This is a genomic window from Achromobacter sp. JUb104 (genome assembly GCF_024806975.1).
In the GTDB taxonomy this organism is placed as follows: domain Bacteria; phylum Pseudomonadota; class Gammaproteobacteria; order Burkholderiales; family Burkholderiaceae_B; genus Achromobacter; species Achromobacter spanius.
Window position 1 is genome coordinate 921,996 of record NZ_JANUEY010000002.1, and the last position, 13,822, is coordinate 935,817.

A 13,822-nucleotide genomic window follows, 5' to 3' on the forward strand; every position below is an offset into this window, starting at 1 on the left:
GCGGGCATTACGACACGTTGAACACGCTGATGCCCTGGCCGGGCAACGCCAGGCCGGTCACCGAGCCCACCGGCCAATGCTGCAAGGCGTCCAGACCCGCGCTGCGCACCATCACGCGCTGATGACCCGCCACGGGGATATCGACGTCGATATAGGAATCAATGTGATCGCCCTGGAACACATGGTTCACCACCGTGCCGCTAAGCACGGATTCGCCATGCAGGCTCTCTAGCCGGATCTGTTCCGGCCGCACATAGATGTCCAGGCGGCGGCCTTCGTGCGAACCGCCCACCAGCCGGTCTCGCGCCACGCGGATCAAGCCTGCGCCCAGGCGCAGCAAGATGCCGTCGGGGTCTGAACCGTGATAGTGCGCGGGAAGAATGTTCACATCGCCCAGGAACGAGGCCACGAACGGGTCCTGCGGATTTCGGTAGAGCTCGTCGGGCGTGGCGATCTGGCGGATGACGCCGCTGGACATCACCGCGATGCGGTCCGACATGGCCAGCGCCTCGCCCTGGTCGTGCGTGACGAACACCGTGGTTACGCCCAGCTTGCGCTGGATCTCGCGAATTTCCACCTGCATCGAGCCGCGCAGGCCTTTGTCCAGCGCCGAGAAGGGCTCATCCAGCAGCAGCACCTTGGGGCGGATCACCAAGGCGCGCGCCAGCGCCACCCGCTGCTGCTGGCCGCCGGACAGCTCGCGGGGCCTGCGTTCGCCCAGCCCGTCCAGCTTTACCAGCGCCATGGCCTCTTCTACGCGCTGCGCGATCTCACCAGCAGGCATCCGGCGCATGCGCAGGCCGTAGCCGATGTTGCGCGCCACCGTCATATGGGGAAACAGCGCGTAGTTCTGAAACACCATGCCAATCTGCCGCTGATAGGGCGGCAGATCCGTAACCAGTTGATCTTCGATGAAGATCTCGCCGTTGTCCGCTTGCGCGAACCCCGCGATCAGGTTCAACAGCGTGGTCTTGCCGCAGCCTGAAGGCCCCAGCAGCGTCAGGAATTCACCGCGCCGGATCTTCAGCGACAGCTCCTGCAACACCGTCTGCTGACGGTACTTCTTGACCACTCCTTCCAGGCTCACCGCGCTGGACGATTTTGGGGACACGGGGCTGTTCTGCATGGCGGCTCTATCTGTTGCGCGATGCTTTGCAGAATAAGGGAAGCGGGGTCTACCGGCCGTTTGTGGATATTGATGCGGTCCATCGGAAAAAACGAAACGAGATCCCGGCGTTGGCTCTGGGGGAGTGATTTGCTTTTTCCTAAGCCCAGCGTCCAAAAAACCAAGTTATCAAGCGCGGCCATCTGGCTCACACTGCGCCGCATCGATGCACGTATGCGGTCTTGAACCTTCTTAGGAAAAGCAATGTCAGTGGAAAAAACCAATACCTTGGTGATCGGCGCCGGCCAGGCCGGCATCGCGATGAGTGAGCACCTGGGCGCGATGGGCATTGACCACATCGTGCTGGAACGCAAGCGCATCGCCGAACGCTGGCGCTCGGAACGCTGGGACTCGCTGGTGGCCAACGGCCCCGCCTGGCATGACCGCTTTCCCAGCCTGAAATTCGATGACATCGGCGCGGACGTGTTCCCGCCCAAGGAACGCATGGCGCAGTACTTCGAAGACTATGCCAGGATGATCAATGCGCCCGTGCGCACCGGCGTCGAGGTCCTGCGCGTGCAGCGCAACCAGAAGCGCCCCGGCTTCACCGTCACCACGTCAGACGGCGTATTCGAGGCGCTGCATGTGGTGACGGCAACCGGCGCGTTCCAGATTCCCAGCTACCCGGCCATCGTGCCGGAAGACGCGGGCATCCAGCAGGTGCATTCATCCGCCTACAAGAATCCCGGCCAACTCGCTGACGGCGCGGTGCTGGTGGTGGGTGCGGGCGCTTCGGGCTCGCAGATTGCCGAGGAATTGCGCCGCGCCGGGCGCACCGTGTACCTGTCCGTGGGCGAACACTATCGCCCGCCCCGTTCCTACCGCGAACGCGATTACTGCTGGTGGCTGGGTGCGTTGGGCATGTGGGACGAGGTGAAGAAAAAGCCCAAGCGCGAGCACGTCGCCTTCGCGGTCAGCGGCTACGACAACGGCAAGACCATCGACTTTCGTCGGCTGGCGCACACGGGCATTCAGTTGGTCGGCATCACGCAGCGCTTTGAGAACGGCGTGATGGCGTTCCAGGAGGGCTTGGCCGAAAACGTTGCGCAAGGCGATGCGGACTACTTTGAAGTGCTGCGCGAAGCCGACGCCTACATCGAACAGAACGGCCTGGACCTGCCGCCTGAACCCGAAGCCTGGAAGCTGCTGGACGACCCCGAGTGCCTGACAAATCCGATCCTGAGCCTGAACCTGGCCGAGGCCGGCATCAAGAGCATCGTCTGGGCAACCGGCTTCAAGGTGGATTACCGCTGGATGGAAGTCGACGTGTTCGACGACCAGGGCTACCCCGTTCACAAGCGCGGCATCACCGCTGAAAAAGGCATCTACTTTCTGGGCCTGCCGAACCAGTCGAACCGGTCGTCGTCATTTATCTGGGGCGTGTGGCACGACGCGAAATACATCGCGGACCACATCGGCATCCACCTTGACTATCTGGCGTATGAGAAGGACGGGGGGATGCCCAGGGTTTGATGGAAGAATGCCGGTCCGCCCTGTTCCGCGTGCCGGCTAACGATCAGCCCAGATACTCCACGTTGCCACACACCGAGATGCTCTGCCCGCTGATGACCGCGCCTTCGTCGGAGCACAGGTAGGCCACCTGGTTGGCCACGTCTTCGGGGCGGGTCATCCGGCGTAGCGAGACTTTCTCGACCAGTTGTTCGCGCATCACGTCGTTGCTGACGCCGCCTGCCTGCGCGCGGGCGCCGATGACGCGCTCGACGCGATCACCCGACACCACGCCCGGCAGCACGGAGTTGACGCGAATGTTGGACGGGCCCAGTTCCATGGCCCACGTCTGCGTCAGCCCCGTCAAGCCGAACTTGCTGGCGCTGTAGGGGCTGCGCAGCGAAAAGCCCAGGCGGCCGGCCACCGACGAAATATTGATGATGGCGCCGCCACCTGCCGCTCGCAACAAGGGCACGGCGCTGCGCGCGCACAGGAAGGTGCCGGTCAGGTTGACGTCCAGCGTGTTCTGCCAGGCATCCAGCGTGGTGTCTTCCAGGCGGCTGGTGGGGCCGGACACGCCCGCGTTGTTGATCAAGGCGTCAAGCTTGCCCCAGCGCGCGGCCAAGTCCGCGAACATGGCCGCCACCTGCGCTTCGCTGGACACGTCGGTCACGCTGACCGTCATACGCGGGTTCGCGCTGCGTGCCGCTTCGCAGGCTGCCGCGTCCACGTCGCAGATGTGCACCTCGGCGCCGGATGCCAGGAATTTTTGCGCGATGGCCAAGCCGATGCCCTGCGCGCCCGCCGTGATCAGGACGCGCTTGCCGTTCAGGGATTCAATCATGATGTCTCGTTAAAGATGATGCGATCAGACCGCGAACTCGGGGCGGATACCGCTTTGCAAGGGCAAGCCCATGATCTCGCGCGCCTCGGCGGGCGTGGCGGGCTCCATGTCCATTTCGCGGATGATGCGTACGATGCGCTCGGTCAGTTGGACATTGGTGGCCAGTTCGCCGTGCCGGTAATACAGGTTGTCTTCCAGGCCAACGCGCGCATGGCCACCCAGCAGCAACGCGCTGATGTTGGCCTCAAGCTGCGACGGGCCGATGCCGCTGACGCAGAAGATGCTGTTCTTTGGCAGCAGGTCCACCATCATTTGCAGATGCCGGGGCGAGAACGGCATCGCATTTTGAAAATTCCGATGCACGTTCATGACCAGGTTGATGAAGTGCGGCCCTTCGTCCAGCCCTTCCTCGATCAGCGTCGTGGCGTCTTGCAGGATGTGCGTGGGGCTGAAGACTTCCCACTCGGGCTTGATGCCGCGCGCCTTCATGCCGGCCGCCAGTTCGCGCGCCTTGCTCAGCGGCGTATTCATCAAGTATTCGCGGCCACCAAACGCCAGGTTCAGCGTGGTGGCGTCCAGCGTGCACATTTCGGCGCCGGCATCCATGCCCTTGAGCCGCTCTTCCCACAAAATTTCCCAAGTGCCGGGCGACGTTTCCTTCACCATGTCGCCATGCACGCCGCCCCCGGTGGAGTTGTTCAGCACGATGTCGCAACGCTCGCGGATGCGCTGGTTCATGTCGCGGTAGATCGCCGCGTCGCACGTGGCCTGGTCATCGGACCGGCGCGCGTGCAGCGCCACCACGCTGGCGCCCGCGTTGTAGCAGCGGTAAACGTCTTCCGCGATTTCAGCCGGTTGCGTCGGCAGATGCGGGTTCTGGGTCTTGAATGCCATGCCCCCGGTCGGGGCGATGGTTACGATGACTTTGCGTTTGGCCATGGGGGTCTCCGGTTCACTTCCACAGTGCGCAGCGCGTCTCGGCCTGCTTGGTGAAGGCCTCGTTGCCGTCAATCGTTTGCAGCACCTTGAAGTAGTCCCAAGCCTCTTTGGATTCGTCCGGCGTCTTCACCTGCAACAGGTACATGTCGTGCACGACGCGGCCATCCGGACGCACCACGCCGTCCTTGATGTACATGTCATTCAGCTTGATCTCGCGCAGGTATGCCAAGACGCGGTCGGCGTCATCCGTGCCCAAGGCCTTGACCGCGCGCAGGTATTGCAGCGCCACGGAGTAGTCGGCCGCTTGCAGCGACGACGGCATGGCGTTGCGGCGTTCAAAGAACTTCTGGCTCCAGGCGCGGCTCGCATCCGAGGCGTTCCAGTACCAGCTATCGGTCAGGTACATGCCCTGCGTGGCGGGCAGGCCCATGGCGTGGATGTCGTTGATGAACATGATCATGCCCGCCAGCTTCATCGTCTTGGTCACGCCGAATTCGTTGGCGGCCTTGATGGCGTTGGTGGCGTCGGCGCCGGCATTCGCCAAGGCAAGAATCTCGGCCTTGCTGGCTTGCGCCTGCAACAGGAACGACGAGAAATCGTTTGCTGACAAGGGATGCTTGACCGATCCCACGACCTTGCCGCCGCCCGCCTCGACCACCTTCGTCGTATCGGCTTGCAGCGCGTGGCCGAAGGCGTAATCGGCCGTAAGGAAGTACCAGCTTTTACCGCCCGCCTTGACCACCGCCGCGCCCGTGCCACGCGCCAGCGCAACCGTGTCGTAGGCATAGTTCAAGGTGTAGGGCGTGCATTGCTCGTTGGTCAGCGCGGGTGCGCCCGCGCCCACCACGATGATGGGCTTCTTCTTGTCCGCGGCCACCTTCGACATGGCCAGCGCGGTGCTGGAATTGGTGCCGCCGATCAGCATATCCAGGCCGCGCTGGTCGAACCATTCGCGCGCCTTGGCCGATGCGATATCCGCCTTGTTCTGGTGGTCGGCCGTCAACAGTTCGATCTTTTTGCCGTTGATCTCGCCGCCCATTTCCTCGATGGCCATCTTGATGGCTTCCGCCCCACCCGGGCCGTCGGGGCCGGAATACACGCCGGACAGGTCGGTGATGAATCCGATCCGAATGACATCGTCCGAGATCTGGGCGTGCGCGGCGCTGGCGCCGAGCAGCGACACGGCGGCAGCGCAGGCGAGCGCGCTGCCGGACTTGATGCGTGGCATTGACAACATACCGGTCTCCTCTTATGTTTTTTGGCTCTTGATGCCTCAAGTATTCTGGGACCGCCCCCAGGGGCGTACAGTCATCATGGTGACAAAGCGGCCTAGGGTTTACCTGTGCGCCCTTTTCCCCTTTTGCCCTGTTGTTGAACGGAGAAACCATGCCTGGACCGACCGCCAACGTAGGCAGCCAGACCCGTGGCCCCGCGCGCAAGCCGGCCGAATGCCCGGTGGACAAAATGCTGAGCGTTGTGCCCTGGTACAACGGCCTGCCCAAGCTTGAGCGCAACCTGGTCCGATCGGAACTGCGCACGGTATCGCTGGCCACCGGCGAATACCTGTTTCGCGCGGGGTCGAAATCGCTGGGTTGGTATGGCGTGGTTGAAGGCCTGGTGAAATGGACGTCGCCCGGCGCGGACGGCAAGTCCTTGTCGCTGGCCGGTTTCAGCATCGGCAGTTGGTTCGGCGAAGCCACCATGCTGCGCCGCGAGCGCTTTGAATATGAGGTGATCGCGCTGCGCCCCAGCCGCATTGTCATCCTGCCGCGCGACACCTGCGAACGCCTGTGGAACCACAACATCGAATTCACCAAGGCATTGACGATGCACCTGGCGCAGCGGGTCAACTGGCTGATGGCCAGCTACACCGGCAACGTCCTGTTGGACGTGGACACCACCGTGGCCCGCGCCGTGGCGGCGCAATTCGATGCCGAACGCCATTCGGACACGCAGGGCCGATTGAAAATATCCCAGGAAGAAATCGCCAGCTTGTGCGGCGTGTCCCGCCAACGATGCAACGCCGCGCTGACGCGGCTGGCGCGCGCGGGGGTACTACGAACGCACTACGGCGGCATGACGATTCTGGATAAGGACGCGCTGTACCAGCGGGCGTTGATTGACGATGATTCCGGCGATTCGCCGAGTATGATGCGCCGCTGACCGATTGGAGATCCATTGACATTCGACGACCACAAGGGCGGAAGCTTGCCCCGGAAGGTGGGGCTGCGCGTTGCTTTGCTGCTCTTGCCCGTGCTCTGCCTCTTGCTGGGTTGGGCAGGCTGGACGATCCTGAAATCGCCCTACGAACCCAAGGGCGCGACCTCCACCGCCTCGGCATTCATTCAGGATATCCACCAGGAAAACTGGCAACGCGCCCATGACCTGACATTCAAGAACGGCTACACCGGGCGCAACCTGGATGAACTGCGCCGCGTCGCCGCCCGCCAATTCTGCGGGCGCGTGTCCGAGCTGAAATCCTGGCATCCCCCACAAACCCATGGCAACCGGCTGCGCCGCTGGCTAAACGGCGTGGCGGTGGATCAAGACCAGGTGTGGGTGGAATTCGATGACGCGGCGACGGGATGCATGATGACGTTCGAGATGCGGCTTGGCAAAGACAGCCAGTGGAGGGTCTTCAATTTCCAGAGCCATGCGGGGTGAGGGCTCGTTAAGCAAATGCGGAATCGAAATCCACTAAATCGGTGCTCTGCATTCCTAAACCCTTGGCAACCAAGCGCCAGCTATCGACGGCTTGCGCGACTTCTGCCCAAATTGCCCCCGCTTCCTCCGCCTCCAATCTGAAGTAAGGCGCCCCTTCCATCAGCACGTCCCGGCTGTCAATGGGTCCGGAGTCTTCGGTTAGCCATGTCTTGCTCTCGCGACGGTCTCCAGGCATCGGATTCAGGTCAAATGCTGGCGACAAACGCCATCCATGGTTGCGCGCGTCATACAGAAACCCGGTATTGCGCAAATGGTCGTCCGTGTTGCAGATCAGAAAGTTGAAGACCAGCCGGCGCCACAACTGATGGATATCGGCAATCGGATTGGCGCCGTCCTGCAACAGGACGTCCACCAATTCCGTATATGCCTGAACCGTGTCGCGGCCATCAGACTGCAGCATCGTCGCGGCCGACACGTAGGGTATACGGCCGCCATCAGCGGCGCGGTCGAATCGCCGAATGATGGCGACTGCCGTTCCATTGATCAGCTCCACGCGCGCCGCAGCCGCGCTGATGCCCGCCTTGGCCGCAAGCTGCATAGCGAGCACCTCGCCGCGAATCACGTCGCGCTTGTCCGCCTGGCTGGGAAATTTGCCCAGGGCCAGACGGCCATCGGTATCTCGAACGGTCGACTTGGGCCGGGCCCCGCCCAACGAGGTGCCTTGCCCAAGCAGGTATTGCAGGTCCTGCGCGCTCTCAGTGCCGGCCTCTAACGCGCGGGCCGCTTGCACGACCTTGCCCAACTCCACCAACGGCGGTACGTGCCAATGCGTTCCACCCGAGCGCAAATATCACGCGTTCGCCCCACGAGTCTGGCGCCGTATCCTCAAGCGCACGGAAAAAAGCCCCGTCAGGATGTTGAACGCTCAAAACCGGCAAGAGATCGGGTGACGGCGCGAAGAATCTTGGATCCCGTAACCAACGTTCGTCGTACCTGAACGCGCTACGCTTGCCGCTACCCAGATACAAGCGCCCTACGATCTGACCTTGGGAACCTAGATGTACCTCCAGATCCTGACGCCGCGATGCCTTGGTAGCCATCAGAAGCCCTCCAATTCATCGGTGTCATCCACTGCGCCCTCTTTGGCGGCAGCAGAACGCGCAGTGCGCGCGTTGCCCTGGGAGGTTCGGACCCGTTGGGGCAGTTGTTCCCGCACCAGTTCCATGCCCAGGGTGTCATTTTCGGTAGCCATCACCTTCACCATCTCGTCAAGACGGCCAAGCACGTGCAAGGCACGGAGGAAGGTATTCAAGGCGGTGCCGGGATAGCCATCTTCCATGCGCCTCACGGTGCTCAGTGATGTACCGATACGCTGCGCCAAGTCTTCCTGGCTCAAGCGGCGCACACGGCGCGCCGTGGAGATGTCTTGCCCAAGGCGGTGCAACGCGCGGTCTACCGGCCGTGGCAATGCCACGCGTGGGCCCAGCGTCTTTTGCTCGGAAGATGGCATACGTGCACCTGCTCAGATATGGACAAAAATAGCCATTAGGCATTCATATTTGAGCATACAGGCAGTTCATGAGCAATCGAATAAATAGAAATAAAGGTTCATATATGAACCATTAAATCACTATTCAATTCATATCTGAATAATAGTACGCACGAACAATCATGCCCAATGACCCGCTGGCCAAGTATGGGCCAAAAGGTACTTGATGGAAAAGGTGCGGACAGCGCCAGCCGGGGCCACTCAAAAGCAGCGGAGAAATTTAAAAGGGTTTTGGAGCGGGTGAAGGGAATCGAACCCTCGTATGAAGCTTGGGAAGCTGCCGTTCTACCATTGAACTACACCCGCTCGGGTGTCGTGCCACAGCGCGGGGCCGGGGCAGAGCCGATGATTATAGCGCGGGATTTTCAGATTCCAGGGGTGATTTTTGCGTGCGTTTTCGACGGTATCGGCCTTCGGAATTAAATGCGTCCCCAATTTAGTCCATCCGGCCGACTCCACCCCGCCGCACCTGCCACTACAATTCGGGGCTATGAAACCCAACAACCCCGCGAACTCCTCCGCGGACACCCCCGCGACGCCTTCCGTGAACACCTCCGACACCCCCGCCGACTCGTCGGCATCGGCGCCTGCCGCCGCGCCCGTTTCCCCCGAAACCCAGGCGGCGTTGGCCAGCACGGCCCACGCGCCGAACAGCCCGGGCGCCACGCACATTCGCAGCTTCGTGCATCGCCGTGGCCATATCACCCAGGGCCAGTTGGCTGCGTTGGAACGTCTGATGGGCGAATGGTCCATTCCGTACGCGCCCCGCCGCCTGGATCCCGCCGCCGCGTTTGGCCGTCAAGCGCCGACGGTGCTGGAAATTGGCTTCGGCATGGGCGAAACCACCGAGAAGATCGCGCTGGCGCGCCCCGAAGACAACTTCCTGGGCGTGGAAGTGTTCAATGCCGGCGTCGGCTCGCTGCTGCGCCGCATTGAAGATTCCAAGATCACGAACCTGCGCATCATCCAGCACGACGCCGTGGAAGTCGTGCGCGACATGATCGCGCCGGACTCGCTGGCCGGCGTGCACGTGTACTTTCCGGATCCGTGGCCCAAGAAGCGCCACCACAAGCGCCGCCTGCTGCAACCCGCCTTCGTGTCGCTGTTGGCCAGCCGCATCGCGCCGGGTGGCTATATCCATTGCGCCACCGACTGGGAAGACTACGCGGTGCAAATGCTGGAAGTGCTTAGCGGCGAACCGCTGCTGGCCAACACGGTGGACGGCTACGCGCCCCGCCCCGATTACCGCCCCCTGACCAAATTCGAGACACGCGGCCTGCGCCTGGGCCACGGCGTCTGGGACCTGATCTTCAAGCGAGTCGCCTAATGCTCTATCCGCCGATCGAACCCTACCGCCACGGCATGCTGGATACCGGAGACGGCCACCAGATCTATTGGGAAATGTCGGGCAATCCGAACGGCAAGCCCGCCGTGTTCCTGCATGGTGGGCCGGGCAGCGGCTGTTCGCCCGTGCATCGCCAACTGTTCGATCCGCAGCGCTACAACGTGCTGCTGTTCGATCAGCGCGGTTGTGGCCGATCCAAGCCGCACGCCAGCCTGGACAACAACACGACCTGGCATCTGGTGTCCGACATCGAACGCCTGCGCACCGAGATCATGGGCGCGGAAAAGTGGCTGGTGTTCGGTGGCTCGTGGGGCTCGACCCTGGCGCTGGCGTATGCGGAAACGCATCCGTCGCATACCAGCGAATTGGTGTTGCGCGGCATCTTCGGCCTGCGCCGCGCGGAAATCCAATGGTTCTATCAGGAAGGCGCGTCGTGGCTGTTTCCGGACCGTTGGGAAGAATACCTGGCGCCCATTCCGGAAGCTGAACGCGGTGACCTGGTGGCGGCCTATCACAAGCGGCTGACGGGCGATGACCCGGCCGAGCAACTGCGCGCGGCCAAGGCCTGGAGTAAGTGGGAAGACAGCACCATCACGTTGTTGCCCAGCCCGCGCCACCAGCAAAGCCACGCTGCCGACCGCGCCGCGCTGGCGTTTGCGCGCATCGAGAACCACTACTTCGTGAACGCCGGCTTCATGGAAGAAGGCCAGTTGATTCGCGACGCGCACAAGCTGCGCGGCATCCCCGGCACCATCGTGCAAGGCCGCTACGACGTCTGCACGCCGGCCCGCACGGCCTGGGACCTGCATCGCGCCTGGCCGGAAGCGGATTTTCATCTGGTGCCCGACGCGGGCCATGCCTTTGATGAACCCGGCACGCTGGCGCGCCTGCTCGCCGCCACCGACGCTTACGCAAAACAGTGAGGACACCTGACATGCACATCACCCTGAATGGCGACGCGCGCGAATTTCCCTTGGACACCACCGTGATTGAACTGCTGCAAACGCTGGGTTATGCCGGCAAGCGCGTGGCGGTGGAACGCAATGGCGAAATCGTGCCCAAGAGCCAGCACGAACGGACCACGCTCACCGACGGCGACCAGATCGAAATCGTGGTGGCGGTGGGCGGCGGCTGATCGCCCTTATCCACACCCGTGGCGCGAACCGGCGCCGCAACCGCAAAGGCCGCTGTCAGTTCAGCGGCCTTTTTCATGGCATTGCGCACCACGTCGCTACGCATGACATCCCGCGCCCGATGCGGTTTGCGCTTGCCGCGCGACACGCCCTGCGAAGTGACGAGCATTGTTGCGTAGTCTGCCAAGCAGCTAGCAACCTGTTACACGATACCCCCTCGTCTCGCGGCGAATACGCGAGTAATAATCGTTGCTGCTGGCGTTGTAGGTTGTCGTGTTGTTGTTCTAGCGTTGCACATCGCCCCATTGGGGCAAGGAGGCATCATGAACACCGCCGTCATCATCAATCTTCTCATCCAGCTCGTTGCTGGCGCAGCGGGCGGGAATGGACTGGGAAAAATGCTCCAGCAGTTCAATTTAGGCCCACTGGGCAACACCATCGCGGGCGCCATCGGCGGCTTGGCGGGGGGTTCGTGGCTGGCGCCCATGATCAGCGCCGGGGCGGGCGCCGCCACGGCGGCCAACACGGGGCTGGACCTTTCAGCGATAGCGGGCAGTGTGGTGGGCGGCGGCGTGGGTGGTGCCGTGCTGACCTTGATTGCCGGCATCGTACGCAAGATGTTCGTGGGCCGCGCGCCCTGATCGCACTTCGTTTTCTCACCGCAACATAGATAAAGGAAACACTATGGGTCTGCTCAATTTCATCAAGGATGTAGGCGAAAAGCTCTTCGGCGCCAGCGAGGCCAAGGCCGCGACAGCGGACGAGTTGAAGAAAGAGTTGGATAAGCACGGCCTGAACGCGGATGGCCTGCAAATCTCGGTGGATGGCGACAAGGTCACGGTGGCGGGCGAGGCGCTCAGCACGGAAGACGCCGAGAAGATCTCGCTGGCGCTAGGCAACACCGTGGGCGTGGCGGCGGTGGACAACCAATTGAAGGTGAAGCAGGCCACGCCTGAAGCCAAGATGTACACGGTGCAAAAGGGCGACAACCTGTGGAAGATTGCCGAAGCGCAGTACGGCAAGGGCCAGGGCGCGAAGAACACGCTGATCTTCGAAGCCAACAAGCCGATGCTGACGAGCCCGGACAAAATCTACCCGGGCCAGGTGCTGCGCATTCCGCCGGTGGCGTAAGCGCTCATTGAACTCGACAAGCCGGAGAACACCCATGCGTTTTCCGGATTGTGTCGCGGCACGGCGCCCCCTGCCTGCCGCGATTGCTTGGCCAGACGCAATGTCTGGCCATTTTTTTAGCTAGCCCTAGGGGGCAGGAAGCGCACGCAGTGCGCGCACCGTGGGGGCCTTACTTCATGCCGAAGCGGCCCAAACCCTTCATGCCGCCCATGGCGCGCATCATCTTTGCCATGCCGCCCTTCTTCATCTGCTTCATCATCCCCTGCATCTGCTCGAACTGAGCCAGCAGGCGGTTGACCTCTTGGACCGGCACGCCGGAACCGGTGGCGATGCGGCGCTTGCGGGATGCCTTGATCAGCTCAGGCTTGGCGCGTTCGGCGGCCGTCATGGAATTCAGGATGCCTTCCGTGCGGCGCAATTGCTTTTCGGCCTGGCCGCCTTGCAACTGGCCCGCGGCCTGCTGGAACTGAGCCGGCAGCTTTTCAAGCAGCGAACCCATGTCGCCCAGCTTTTTCACCTGGCCTAGCTGTTCGCGGAAATCGTTAAGGTCGAACTTGTTGCCCGACTTGATCTTCGCCGCCAGCTTTTGCGCATCGGCGATGTCGATGTTCTTCTGCGCCTGCTCGACCAGCGACACGATGTCGCCCATGCCCAGCACCCGTTGCGCCATGCGGTCGGGGTAGAACGGTTCCAGCCCGTCCAGCTTTTCGGACACGCCGACAAACTTCAGCGGTTTGCCGGTGACGTGGCGCACCGACAGGGCCGCGCCGCCACGGGCGTCGCCGTCCAGCTTGGTCAGCACCACACCGGTCAGGGGCAGCGCGTCCGCGAAGGCGCGCGCGGTGTTGACCGCGTCCTGGCCCTGCATGGCGTCCACCACGAACAGCGTTTCCACCGGCTTGACCAAGTCATGCAATGCGCGGATTTCGCGCATCATGGCTTCGTCGATGCCCAGGCGGCCGGCCGTGTCCAGGATCAGCACGTCGTAGTGGTGACGGCGCGCATGGTCCACCGCGCCGCGCGCGATGTCTTCGGGTTTCTGGCTGGGGTCCGACGGCAGGAAGTCCACGCCGACCTGCGCGGCCACGCTTTTCAGCTGGTCGATAGCGGCGGGGCGATAGACGTCGGCGGACACCACCAGCACTTTCTTCTTGCCCGTCTTGCGGCCGTGCTGCGTGTGCTGCCCTTCGGACAGCCAGCGCGCCAGCTTGCCGGTGGTGGTGGTTTTACCCGCGCCTTGCAGGCCGGCCATCAGGATGACGGCGGGCGGCTGCACAGCCAGCGACAGTTCGTTGGAATCAGCGCCCAGGTCGCCGCCCATCAGGGCGGTCAGTTCCTTGTGGACGACGCCGACCAGGGCTTGGCCCGGGCTGAGGCTGGCGGCCACTTCTTCACCCAGCGCTTTTTCCTTCACGCGGGCGACAAATTCACGCACGACGGGCAGCGCCACGTCGGCTTCCAGCAGCGCCATGCGCACTTCGCGCAGCATCTCCTGGGTGTTGGCCTCGGTCAGGCGGGCTTCACCGCGCAGCGTCTTGACGACACGCGAAAGGCGTTGAGTTAGGTTATCGAGCATGAGAGGCGTTTCCGCTTAAACTAGTTG

General features: G+C 62.7%; 14 protein-coding genes, 1 tRNA gene and 1 pseudogene. 8 read left to right on the forward strand and 8 right to left on the reverse strand.

The window, feature by feature from the left end; all coding sequences use genetic code 11:
• Window positions 1–7: 7 nt before the first annotated feature.
• Window positions 8–1,126 carry an ABC transporter ATP-binding protein gene (locus M2361_RS16090; protein WP_259250554.1) on the reverse strand — a complete coding sequence of 373 codons (1,119 nt, stop codon included), beginning with the start codon at window positions 1,124–1,126 and terminating at the stop codon, window positions 8–10.
• Window positions 1,127–1,369: 243 nt separating this feature from the next.
• On the opposite strand from M2361_RS16090, the gene M2361_RS16095 reads away from it, so the two are divergent.
• Entirely contained in the window at window positions 1,370–2,638 is a 1,269-nt protein-coding gene (locus tag M2361_RS16095; RefSeq protein WP_259250555.1) for an NAD(P)/FAD-dependent oxidoreductase, read from the forward strand.
• A 43-nt stretch (window positions 2,639–2,681) separates the two neighbouring features.
• On the opposite strand, the gene M2361_RS16100 is transcribed toward M2361_RS16095, so the two are convergent.
• Genes M2361_RS16100 through M2361_RS16110 form a run of 3 tightly spaced genes read right to left on the reverse strand, consistent with a single transcriptional unit; the run spans window position 2,682 to window position 5,625 of the window.
• The gene (locus M2361_RS16100) at window positions 2,682–3,458 is read right to left on the reverse strand and encodes an SDR family oxidoreductase (RefSeq protein WP_259250556.1); all 777 of its coding nucleotides are present in this window, start codon (window positions 3,456–3,458) and stop codon (window positions 2,682–2,684) included.
• Window positions 3,459–3,482: 24 nt separating this feature from the next.
• Window positions 3,483–4,397 (reverse strand): 3-keto-5-aminohexanoate cleavage protein, encoded by a 915-nt coding sequence (locus M2361_RS16105; protein WP_259250557.1) that lies wholly within the window; start codon window positions 4,395–4,397, stop codon window positions 3,483–3,485.
• 13 nt (window positions 4,398–4,410) lie between these two features.
• Window positions 4,411–5,625 (reverse strand): ABC transporter substrate-binding protein, encoded by a 1,215-nt coding sequence (locus M2361_RS16110; RefSeq protein WP_259251505.1) that lies wholly within the window; start codon window positions 5,623–5,625, stop codon window positions 4,411–4,413.
• 158 nt (window positions 5,626–5,783) lie between these two features.
• Here M2361_RS16110 and M2361_RS16115 point away from each other — a divergent pair, with 158 nt between their 5' ends.
• Window positions 5,784–6,560: a Crp/Fnr family transcriptional regulator gene (locus M2361_RS16115; protein WP_259250559.1), complete on the forward strand. Its 777-nt coding sequence runs from the start codon at window positions 5,784–5,786 to the stop codon at window positions 6,558–6,560.
• 15 nt (window positions 6,561–6,575) lie between these two features.
• Entirely contained in the window at window positions 6,576–7,061 is a 486-nt protein-coding gene (locus tag M2361_RS16120; protein WP_259250560.1) for a hypothetical protein, read from the forward strand.
• 7 nt (window positions 7,062–7,068) lie between these two features.
• Here M2361_RS16120 and M2361_RS16125 read toward each other — a convergent pair.
• From M2361_RS16125 to M2361_RS16135, 3 genes and pseudogenes are all read right to left on the reverse strand, one after another.
• Window positions 7,069–8,161 (reverse strand): annotated as a pseudogene (locus M2361_RS16125) (type II toxin-antitoxin system HipA family toxin).
• Window positions 8,161–8,571, reverse strand: coding sequence for a helix-turn-helix domain-containing protein (locus M2361_RS16130; protein ID WP_259250563.1), 411 nt, complete (start codon window positions 8,569–8,571; stop codon window positions 8,161–8,163). The pseudogene M2361_RS16125 and the gene M2361_RS16130 overlap by 1 nt, the downstream one beginning before the upstream one ends.
• A 271-nt stretch (window positions 8,572–8,842) precedes the next feature.
• Window positions 8,843–8,916 (reverse strand) — tRNA-Gly (locus M2361_RS16135).
• Between the two features lie 184 nt (window positions 8,917–9,100).
• Here M2361_RS16135 and trmB point away from each other — a divergent pair.
• The 5 genes from trmB (at window position 9,101) to lysM (ending at window position 12,219) form a co-directional block, all read left to right on the forward strand.
• A complete protein-coding gene (gene trmB / locus M2361_RS16140; RefSeq protein WP_242001329.1) occupies window positions 9,101–9,937 on the forward strand; it encodes a tRNA (guanosine(46)-N7)-methyltransferase TrmB in 837 nt (278 codons plus the stop codon).
• Window positions 9,937–10,878 (forward strand): prolyl aminopeptidase, encoded by a 942-nt coding sequence (pip, locus tag M2361_RS16145; RefSeq protein ID WP_100854288.1) that lies wholly within the window; start codon window positions 9,937–9,939, stop codon window positions 10,876–10,878. The genes trmB and pip overlap by 1 nt, the downstream gene beginning before the upstream one ends.
• 11 nt (window positions 10,879–10,889) lie before the next feature.
• Entirely contained in the window at window positions 10,890–11,090 is a 201-nt protein-coding gene (thiS, locus tag M2361_RS16150; RefSeq protein WP_259250567.1) for a sulfur carrier protein ThiS, read from the forward strand.
• 321 nt (window positions 11,091–11,411) lie between these two features.
• Window positions 11,412–11,729 carry a hypothetical protein gene (locus M2361_RS16155; protein ID WP_259250569.1) on the forward strand — a complete coding sequence of 106 codons (318 nt, stop codon included), beginning with the start codon at window positions 11,412–11,414 and terminating at the stop codon, window positions 11,727–11,729.
• A gap of 43 nt (window positions 11,730–11,772) precedes the next feature.
• A complete protein-coding gene (gene lysM / locus M2361_RS16160) occupies window positions 11,773–12,219 on the forward strand; it encodes a peptidoglycan-binding protein LysM (protein ID WP_259250570.1) in 447 nt (148 codons plus the stop codon).
• A 169-nt stretch (window positions 12,220–12,388) separates the two neighbouring features.
• Here lysM and ffh read toward each other — a convergent pair whose 3' ends face one another.
• Complete coding sequence (ffh, locus tag M2361_RS16165; RefSeq protein ID WP_050445692.1) at window positions 12,389–13,795, reverse strand: signal recognition particle protein; 1,407 nt, start codon at window positions 13,793–13,795, stop codon at window positions 12,389–12,391.
• Window positions 13,796–13,822 lie beyond the last annotated feature (27 nt).

Bases quoted from the DNA above. Each gene is read 5' to 3' on its own strand.
- M2361_RS16100 (WP_259250556.1), bottom strand. From the start codon at position 3,458: ATGATTGAATCCCTGAACGGCAAGCGCGTCCTGATCACGGCGGGCGCG.
- M2361_RS16115 (WP_259250559.1), top strand. From the start codon at position 5,784: ATGCCTGGACCGACCGCCAACGTAGGCAGCCAGACCCGTGGCCCCGCG.
- lysM (WP_259250570.1), top strand. From the start codon at position 11,773: ATGGGTCTGCTCAATTTCATCAAGGATGTAGGCGAAAAGCTCTTCGGC.
- M2361_RS16105 (WP_259250557.1), bottom strand. From the start codon at position 4,397: ATGGCCAAACGCAAAGTCATCGTAACCATCGCCCCGACCGGGGGCATG.
- pip (WP_100854288.1), top strand. From the start codon at position 9,937: ATGCTCTATCCGCCGATCGAACCCTACCGCCACGGCATGCTGGATACC.
- M2361_RS16095 (WP_259250555.1), top strand. From the start codon at position 1,370: ATGTCAGTGGAAAAAACCAATACCTTGGTGATCGGCGCCGGCCAGGCC.
- M2361_RS16110 (WP_259251505.1), bottom strand. From the start codon at position 5,625: ATGCCACGCATCAAGTCCGGCAGCGCGCTCGCCTGCGCTGCCGCCGTG.
- trmB (WP_242001329.1), top strand. From the start codon at position 9,101: ATGAAACCCAACAACCCCGCGAACTCCTCCGCGGACACCCCCGCGACG.
- thiS (WP_259250567.1), top strand. From the start codon at position 10,890: ATGCACATCACCCTGAATGGCGACGCGCGCGAATTTCCCTTGGACACC.
- M2361_RS16155 (WP_259250569.1), top strand. From the start codon at position 11,412: ATGAACACCGCCGTCATCATCAATCTTCTCATCCAGCTCGTTGCTGGC.
- M2361_RS16130 (WP_259250563.1), bottom strand. From the start codon at position 8,571: ATGCCATCTTCCGAGCAAAAGACGCTGGGCCCACGCGTGGCATTGCCA.
- M2361_RS16090 (WP_259250554.1), bottom strand. From the start codon at position 1,126: ATGCAGAACAGCCCCGTGTCCCCAAAATCGTCCAGCGCGGTGAGCCTG.
- ffh (WP_050445692.1), bottom strand. From the start codon at position 13,795: ATGCTCGATAACCTAACTCAACGCCTTTCGCGTGTCGTCAAGACGCTG.